The sequence below is a fragment of the Phenylobacterium sp. genome (assembly GCF_036263695.1).
Taxonomy (GTDB): Bacteria; Pseudomonadota; Alphaproteobacteria; order Caulobacterales; family Caulobacteraceae; genus Phenylobacterium.
Genome location: NZ_DATAGM010000415.1, coordinates 1 through 5397 on the forward strand (window position 1 = coordinate 1; position 5397 = coordinate 5397).

General features: G+C 70.3%; 6 protein-coding genes and 1 pseudogene. 5 read left to right on the forward strand and 2 right to left on the reverse strand.

Features of this window, described 5'->3' with window-relative positions; genetic code table 11:
- The 5 genes from VHK87_RS16710 to VHK87_RS16730 all read left to right on the forward strand — a co-directional run.
- Positions 1–433: sensor histidine kinase (locus VHK87_RS16710; protein WP_329636022.1), on the forward strand; the 433-nt coding region annotated here is incomplete at its 5' end.
- Positions 430–891: a response regulator gene (locus VHK87_RS16715; protein ID WP_329636023.1), complete on the forward strand. Its 462-nt coding sequence runs from the start codon at positions 430–432 to the stop codon at positions 889–891. The genes VHK87_RS16710 and VHK87_RS16715, both read left to right, overlap by 4 nt.
- 1 nt (position 892) lies before the next feature.
- A complete protein-coding gene (locus VHK87_RS16720; protein WP_329636024.1) occupies positions 893–1174 on the forward strand; it encodes a SemiSWEET transporter in 282 nt (93 codons plus the stop codon).
- 35 nt (positions 1175–1209) lie between these two features.
- Complete coding sequence (locus VHK87_RS16725; protein WP_329636025.1) at positions 1210–2034, forward strand: WecB/TagA/CpsF family glycosyltransferase; 825 nt, start codon at positions 1210–1212, stop codon at positions 2032–2034.
- An 83-nt stretch (positions 2035–2117) separates the two neighbouring features.
- Complete coding sequence (locus tag VHK87_RS16730; protein WP_329636026.1) at positions 2118–4415, forward strand: tetratricopeptide repeat protein; 2298 nt, start codon at positions 2118–2120, stop codon at positions 4413–4415.
- Positions 4416–4442: 27 nt separating this feature from the next.
- Here the strand turns inward: VHK87_RS16730 and VHK87_RS16735 are convergent, their stop codons facing one another.
- Both VHK87_RS16735 and VHK87_RS16740 read right to left on the reverse strand, forming a co-directional pair.
- On the reverse strand, positions 4443–5096 hold the full coding sequence (locus VHK87_RS16735; protein ID WP_329636027.1) for a hypothetical protein: 654 nt from the start codon (positions 5094–5096) through the stop codon (positions 4443–4445).
- Positions 5093–5397: pseudogene (locus VHK87_RS16740) on the reverse strand (hypothetical protein); the annotation flags it as partial. The pseudogene VHK87_RS16740 and the gene VHK87_RS16735, both read right to left, overlap by 4 nt.

Below are 5397 nucleotides of genomic sequence, written 5' to 3' on the forward strand. Positions count from 1 at the left end.
CCTGTTCCAGGGCGAGGCGATCGACCGGTTCGACTTCGCCGAGTTCGTCCGCGACCTTGTGGGCGACCTAACAGGGGCCGCGGGCGTGCAGGGCCTCGACGTTCGGCTCGACGTGGAGCCGGTGGAGGTCGGCGCGAGCCAGGCCGCTCCGCTGGCGCTGATCCTGTCGGAGTTGGTCACCAACGCCCTGCGCCATGCCCATCCGGACGGCGGCCCGGCCACCTTGCACATCGGGCTGACCCGCTCGGAGCGCAGCTTCGAGATGGTGGTGGAGGACGATGGGGTCGGCCGCCCTGGCGAGGCCCCGGTCGCCGGCTTCGGCCTGACCATCGCCAGCCTGCTCGCCCAGCAGCTTCGCGCCGAGATCTGCCTGGAGGACGCCGAGCCGGGCCTGAAGGCGACCGTGCGGTGCCCGGTGAGCCTGGTGGTATGAGCCCGCCGCTTGAGGTGCTGATCGTCGAGGACGAGGCGCTGCTGGCCCACGAGCTCGGTTTCCTGGTGCGCGAGGCGGGCCTGAAGGACGTGGGCCACGCCATGAACTCGGACGAGGCCTGCCGGCTGGCGCGCACCTTGCGGCCGAGCCTGGCGCTGGTGGACGTGCACCTGCAGGACGGGCCAACCGGCGTCGAGGTGGTTCGTGAGATCGCCGGCCACAGCGGCGGGGTCGCGCTGTTCATGACCGCCAACCTGCGCCGGCTGCCGGACGACTTCGCCGGGGCCTGCGGCGTGATCGCCAAGCCCTACTCTGAGCAGGGGGTGAAGACCGCCCTCGCCTACCTGGAGGCCTGCTTGAGGCGCGGCCGTGCGCCCGGCCCGCCGCCCGTCGGCCTGACCCTGTCGCCGGTGTTCGCGCGCCGCTGGGGCGTGGCCGAGGCGTTGGAGGCTAGCTGACTTGGCGATCGAAATGGCCGACGTGGTCGGAACCGCCGCGGGCCTCTGCTCAATGGCCAGCTTCACGCCGCAGCTCTTAAAGATCTGGCGGGAGAAGGACGCCTCGTCGATTTCACTGCGGATGTACGTGGTGACGGTGACCGGCTTCAGCCTGTGGATAGCCTACGGAGTGCTGCTCGGCAGCTTCCCGGTGATCGTCACCAACTCCGTCTGCCTGGTGCTGTCGGGCGCGATCCTGGCGTTGAAGTGGCGGTTCGCCCGGCGGGAGGACCATCAGCCTTAACGGCGCCGAAAGCCGCCCCGTGCCATCAGCGGCGGATGGAGACTCGCCGGCCTGAGCGCATCGCCCTGCTGGGCGCCGAGGTGGATCTGATCACCCCGCAGGAGGTGATGGAGGCCCTCGCCGGCTTCGTCGCCTCCGGACAGCCGGCGGTGATCGCCAACCACAACGCCCATAGCCTCTACCTGCTTCGCCGCGAGCCGCACCTGCCCGCCTTCTTCCGCACCGCCGACCTGATCGAGATCGACTCGCGGCCGATGATCCTCTGGGGCCGGCTGCTGGGCCTGCCGGTCCACGGACGGCACCGCTGCACTTATCTTGACTGGCGCGAGGACTTCTGGAGCCTCGCCGAGCGGAAGGGCTGGCGTGTCTTCTACCTGGGCGGCGCGCCGGGGGTCGCCGAGAGCGGCGCCGAGCGCTTGCGCCTGCGCTGGCCGGGGCTGGAGCTGGCGGTCCGCCACGGCTACTTCGACGCCCGCGCCGAGTCCGAGGAGAACCTCGACGTGGTGGCGCAGATCCGCGCCTACGATCCGCATGTGGTGCTGGTGGGCATGGGCATGCCGCGCCAGGAGGCCTGGATCCATCAGAACCGCACCGCCTTCCGGCGAGGCGTGTTCATGCCGGTGGGCGCGGCGCTGGACTACGAGGCCGGGGTCCAGTCGATGGCGCCCCGCTGGCTGGGACCGGTCGGGCTGGAGTGGCTGTACCGGCTGGCGACCCAGCCGCGCCGGCTGGCGTTCCGCTATCTGGTGGAGCCGTGGTTCCTGCTGCCGGCCATGGCCCGCGACGTCGCCGCCCGCCTGAAAGGCCGGCGCGGTCCTGCGTCCGCCCGGGCCGTTGGCGCCGCAAACGGCCGCCGATAGGATGGCGACGCGGCGCGCCTGGCGCAGCCGACGCCCTTAAGACCGCCCGAGCCTCGCGGCCACGCCACGATCAGGACAGCTCTATGGATCCCAGGTTCGCCGAAGCCGAGGCGGCGCTGCAGGCCGGCCGCTACGAGGACGGCGTCCGCCTGACCGAAGCGGCGCTGGAGGGTGATCCCATGGCGCCGGCCGCGCTCTACCGCAGCTTCACGGCCATCCTGTTCCGCCGTCAGGACTACGCCCGCGCCGCCCGCTGGGCCCGCGCGGGGACCGAACAGCATCCGAAGGACTCCGACCTCTTCAACATGCTGGGCGTGGCGCTACGCCGGATGGGCCGGCTGAAGGAGGCGCTCGAGGCGCTCGACGCCGCCGCCCGGCTGAACCCGAAGAACCCGGCCGTCCTGCAGAACAAGGGTAATGTCCTCAACGACCTGAAGGACGGTCCCGGCGCGGTGGACGTGTTCACCCGGCTGGTCCGCGCGCAGCCGGGCAACGCCGAGCTGCAGCGGGGCCTGGGCCGCGGCTACCTGCACAGCGGCGAACTGGCCAAGGCGGAGATGCGCTACCGGCTGGCGGTGAAGCTGAAGCCGGACAACCAGGACGCCTGGATGGACCTGCTGGCGCTGCTGACCGACGGCTACCGGATCGCCGAGGCCGTGGAGGCGCTGGACCGCGCCGTCGCCGCCAACCCCGGCAGCGCCCGGCTGCTGGAGGCCAAGGCGGTGATGCTGCGTCGCGCCGGACGGCGGCGCGACGCCGACGCCTATCTGACTGAACTGGCCGCGACCCATCCGAGCCAGGCCTGGATCCACTATCAGATCGGCCTGACGGTCGCCGACTACGACCGCGAGCGGGCCAACCACCATCTGCGCCGCGCCTTCGAGCTCGCGCCCCACAGCCTCGACTACCGTCTTGGCCTGGCCGAGAGCCTCAATCGCTCGCGCTACGGCGACGAGTCGGCCCACATCGAAGAGGCCTATCAGGTGGTGAAGGGCGGGCTCTCCGGCCCGATCACCAACCCGGTCCAGCTGAAGATCGCCAGCGAGGTGCTGATGCGGGTGGGGGCCCACGCCGAGCGCGACCGGCTGGGCAGCTTCGCCGAGGCGGGACGGCTGTGGGCCGGCGCCGGCATGCACGCCCCGTTGCTGGCCCAGATGGCCCGGGTGGAGACGCCGGAGGACCGTCACGAGCTGATCGCCCAGCACCGCATCTGGGGCGACCTCGTCCAGGCCCAGGCGGCGCGAACGCCGATCCCGCGCCCAGGGCCCCGCGCGCCGGACGGCAAGATCCGGATCGGCTTCATGTCCTCGGACCTGCGCAACCACCCGGTCGCCTACTTCGCCCTGCCGCTGTTCGAGCACTACGACCGCAGCCGGTTCGAGCTCTACTGCTACTCCTACAACCAGGGCGACGAGGACCAGATCCAGAAGTTCATCGCCGAGTCCGTGCACGCCTTCCGCTGGTGGAAGGATATCTCCGACCGCGACGCGGCGGAAAAGATCGCGCAGGACCAGCTGGACATCCTGATCGAGCTAGGCGGCTCGACGCACATGAACAAGCTGCCGGTGATGGCCTACAAGCCGGCCAGGCGACAGGCCAGCTGGCTGGGCTATCCGCACTCGGCCGGGCCGACCGCCATCGACCACATCGTGCTCGATCCCTACCTGGTACCGAAGGACCCGGCGCTGCTGATCGAGACGCCGCTGACCATGCCGAAGACCTGGTTGGCGCTGGGCCGCACCTTCCGCGACAGCCACGCGATCGCCGGCGACTTGGCCGAGGAGCGCAACGGCTTCATCACCTTCGGCACCGCCAACAACCCTCACAAGTACAACGAGCGGCTGATCCGCACCTGGGCGCGGGTCGTGCGCGAGGTCCCCGGCTCGAAGTTCGCCTTCATCCGCCCGGAGGGGAACGCCCCCAGCTTCCGCCAGCACATGGCCGACTATTTCGCCGCCGAGGGCGTCTCGGCCGACCGGCTGGTGTTCCACACCGTCCGCGGCGTGCACATGCCCTTCTACAACGAGGTGGACATCACCCTGGACCCGTTCCCGCTGACCGGCGGCACCTCCACCTGCGAGGCGCTGTGGATGGGCGCCCCGGTGGTCAACCTGCGCGGCGAGGCGCTTTTCGAGCGGCTGAGCTACTCGATCCTCAGCAACGTGGGCCTCGCCCACCACAGCGCCGACACCCTCGACGGCTACGTCGACATCGCCATCAAGCTCGCCGCCGACCGCGAGCAGCGCCGGGAGCTGCGCCGCACCCTGCGCGAGCGCATCAAGCAGAGCCCGCTGGGACAGCCCGACGCGTTCGCGCGGGACTTCTACGAGATGATCGCCAGGGCGGTGACGGCGGAAGGCGCCGAGGCGGTGGCGGGATGAGAGACCTCTCCCCCCCTGCGGGAGAGGTCAAAGGCGGAAGTACTCCTTCAGGAGGTCCTCCGGCGCGGGGCGCAGGGTCAGCTCGCCGCCAAGCGCGGTAAAGGCCATGGAGCGAGGCGGGACCTGCCGGTCGACGATGCGGGCCCCCTGGCTGACGACGCAGCCGTCGCCAACCACCGAGGCGCCGATAACGGCGGAGTTCGGGTAGATGATTACGCCCTCGCCGACGGTGGGGATCTTGTCCATGTGCCGACCGACCGTGGAGTTCTGGTAGAGCACCAGGTAGTCGCCGTAGGTCGCCTTGGCGAGCACGATCCCCACCGAGTGGCCGATGAAGAAGTGGGCCGGCATGGCGATCTCGTAGAACAGGTCGATGCCGTTCAGAGCCTTGTTCAGCAGGAACAGGCGGGTGGCGGAGCCGGCGTCCTTCTCCCGCACCCAAATCGTGTTCGCCAGGTAATAGAGGTATTGGCAGTACTGCGACGAATGCAGGTAGTTGAACTCACCCGGCCGCCAGGCGGCGACCTTGTCGATGCAGGCGATCGTGCGGGCCAGCGCCTCGTCCTGGTGCCGGCCGATGGCCTCCCGCAGCGCCTGGTGGCGGCCGTCGGGCACGAGGCACGCCACCTGGGCCGTCGTGTAGTCGGCCAGGCTCTGCGGCGTGTGGTCGATCAGCTTCACGCCAGGCTCTCCAGGTAGCCGCGGATCACGTCCAGCGCTGGGCGCGGGCGGACGCCCAGGTCTCGCAACTTGGATGCGTCCGCGCAAGGCGGACGGGGAACGGCGTCGCGGCGGGCGAAGTCCACGCGCCAGCCCACAGCATTGAACACCTCGGCGATCTGGCTGTTGAGGGTGAGCTCTCCGCTGGCGACGTTGACGATCCCAGGCGCCGGCGCCGACGCCATGGCGATCAGGGCGTCCACCACGTCGTTCACATGGATGTAGTCGCGCGCCACGGTGGGGCTGGAGTCCAGGGTGAAGG

Bases quoted from the DNA above. Each gene is read 5' to 3' on its own strand.
- VHK87_RS16730 (WP_329636026.1), top strand. From the start codon at position 2,118: ATGGATCCCAGGTTCGCCGAAGCCGAGGCGGCGCTGCAGGCCGGCCGC.
- VHK87_RS16725 (WP_329636025.1), top strand. From the start codon at position 1,210: ATGGAGACTCGCCGGCCTGAGCGCATCGCCCTGCTGGGCGCCGAGGTG.
- VHK87_RS16715 (WP_329636023.1), top strand. From the start codon at position 430: ATGAGCCCGCCGCTTGAGGTGCTGATCGTCGAGGACGAGGCGCTGCTG.